The organism is Pseudomonas sp. 05T35 (genome assembly GCF_056396605.1).
Map to the genome: position 1 here is coordinate 1 of NZ_JBFTLU010000579.1, position 2,351 is coordinate 2,351.

General features: G+C 61.8%; 2 protein-coding genes and 1 pseudogene. 2 read left to right on the top strand and 1 reads right to left on the bottom strand.

Features of this window, described 5'->3' with window-relative positions; all coding sequences use genetic code 11:
- Positions 1–178, bottom strand: a pseudogene (locus AC1DH9_RS27475) (protein-disulfide reductase DsbD); the annotation flags it as partial.
- Positions 179–331: 153 nt separating this feature from the next.
- Between AC1DH9_RS27475 and AC1DH9_RS27480 the strand changes: the two are divergent.
- Positions 332–1,012 carry a response regulator gene (locus AC1DH9_RS27480; protein WP_427543616.1) on the top strand — a complete coding sequence of 227 codons (681 nt, stop codon included), beginning with the start codon at positions 332–334 and terminating at the stop codon, positions 1,010–1,012.
- On the top strand, positions 1,009–2,334 hold the full coding sequence (locus tag AC1DH9_RS27485) for an ATP-binding protein (RefSeq protein ID WP_477809167.1): 1,326 nt from the start codon (positions 1,009–1,011) through the stop codon (positions 2,332–2,334). The genes AC1DH9_RS27480 and AC1DH9_RS27485 overlap by 4 nt, the downstream gene beginning before the upstream one ends.
- The last annotated feature ends 17 nt before the right edge of the window (positions 2,335–2,351 follow it).

Sequence of the window (2,351 nt, forward strand, 5' to 3'; positions counted from 1 at the left end):
GGTAGTAGCCGTCGGCAATTTGCCAGAAGAGCTGGGTTTCACCTGATTCAAGGCGTTCGGAGGTAAAAACAAAGGCTTTGCCGACCGGCAGGAAATCCGGTTTGGTGTCGAACGGGTTCGACGCCGCCTGGGCCAGCCCTGTGATGAAAAGAAAAAAGAATAGAAACAAACGACGCATGGGTAAGCCTTATCGCGGTGCAAGTAGGGTGCACGATGATGGGTGGCGATTAACCGATGATTAACCGCGTTATCCTTGTGGCAATGAGGCGTCGGGCATAATGTCCGCTTAATCCGCTGCCTTCTTAATCAATGCTTTTCTACAGGTCTCACCATGCACGTACTTGTCTGTGAAGACGATGAGCTGATCGCCAGCGGCATCGTTGCCGGTCTCACGGCCCAGGGCCTGACCGTGGAGCATGTCGCCACGGCCTCGGCCGCCCGGGCGATGCTCAAAGTTGCCGAGTTCGACGTGATGGTGCTCGACCTGGGCCTGCCGGACGAAGACGGTCTGAAGCTGCTGCAACAGTTGCGTCATCAAGGCCTGGAGATTCCGGTGCTGATTCTGACCGCACGCGATTCGGTGACCGACCGCGTCGATGGCCTGCAAGCTGGCGCCGATGACTATCTGCTCAAGCCCTTTGACCTGCGTGAACTGGCCGCGCGTCTGCACACGTTGTTGCGGCGGGTGGCGGGGCGCAGCGTCAATCTGATCGAGCATGGCGCCCTGACTTACGATCCGAGCAGCCGCGAAACGCTGCTTGCCGGTCAACCGGTAGACCTGTCGCGCCGCGAGCAATCGTTGTTGCAAGCCTTGCTGCACAACCGTGGCCGGGTGCTGTCGACCGAGCAACTCAAGGACAGCGTCTACGGGTTCAACGATGAACTGGAAAGCAACGCCCTCAACGTTCATATCCATCACCTGCGACGTAAACTCGGCAACGGCATCGTTGAAACCGTGCGTGGGCTGGGTTACCGCCTTGGGCCGGCGGATGGCGGAGAGCAATCGAAGTGATGAGTCTGCGTTTGCGCCTGAGTCTGACCCTCGGCGCGGCTTTCGCGCTGATCTGGGCCCTGGCCGCGGCCTGGATGCTCAGTGACCTGCGCAATCAGATGATGTTTTCCCTCGACCAGCGGCTGGTGGYCTCGGCGCGCATGGTCGCTKGATTGCTGGAACAATTGCCGGCCCTGCCGAGCAAGGGCGATGGCACGCATTTCAGTGCTGAACAATTGAATATTCCGGGGGGCATGGCCTGTCAGGTCAGCTCCCTGCGCGGCGAGATACTTGCCCGCAGTCACAGCACTCCCGAACAAACCCTGGAAGCTGAACAGATGGGCTTCCATGACCAGATGATCGACGGTGCGCGCTGGCGCAGTTTCACCTTGGCTCGTGGTGATGTGCGCATCACCACGGCCGACCGGCAAGTCGAGCGCGAGGCACTGAACATGTCGGTACTGCTGGCCGCGTCGGTGCCGGTGGGCGTCGCGTTGCTCGGTTGCCTGTGGCTGCTCTGGCTGGGGATCGGCCAAGGCCTGGCGCCGCTTAATCGCATGCGCGATGCCTTGATGCGTCGCAGCGCCGACTCCCTTGAGCCGTTGCAGATCCATCCGCTGCCGAGCGAACTGCAACCGTTGCTGGAAACCCAGAATCAGCTGTTCCAGCGAATCGGCAAGGCCATCGAGCGCGAGCGACGGCTGACTGGCGATGCCGCTCATGAGCTACGCAGCCCGTTGACGGCGATCAAGACGCACCTGCAAGTGGCGCGCATGACCGAAGGCGCCGCCCGCGATCAGTCCCTGGCCCGCGCCGAGGAAGGCGCCGATCGCTTGCACCGCACGCTTGAGCAATTGCTGTTGCTGGCGCGGGTCGAAGGCAGTCTGTCGTTCGACGATGGCGTGCAGTGCAGCGCCGAAGAGGTGGCCCGTCTGGCGATTCAGGACGCGGCCAGCGGTGATCGTCAGCGGATTAAACTGCACTTGCCAGCGAAGTACTCACAGGCACCGGTGCAGATGCCTGCCGTGCTGTCGATTGCCGCCTTGCGCAATCTGTTGGACAACGCCTTGCGCCACACCCCGGCGGATGCGGCGGTGGAACTGAGCCTTGAAACCATGGGTAACCGCGTGCGTTTTCAGGTGCGCGACCATGGCCCCGGCATCGCCGCCGATGACCTGCAACACCTGACCCAGCGTTTCTGGCGCAACGGCGCAAGCACCGGCTGCGGGCTTGGGCTGGCGATTGTCCAGGCGATCGTCCAGCGCTGTGGCTGCGTGTTGCATTTCGACAGCCGTGCCGACGGCTTGCGGGTCGATCTGACGATGCCGTTGCAGTCAGCCTGACAAACACCACAGACCCC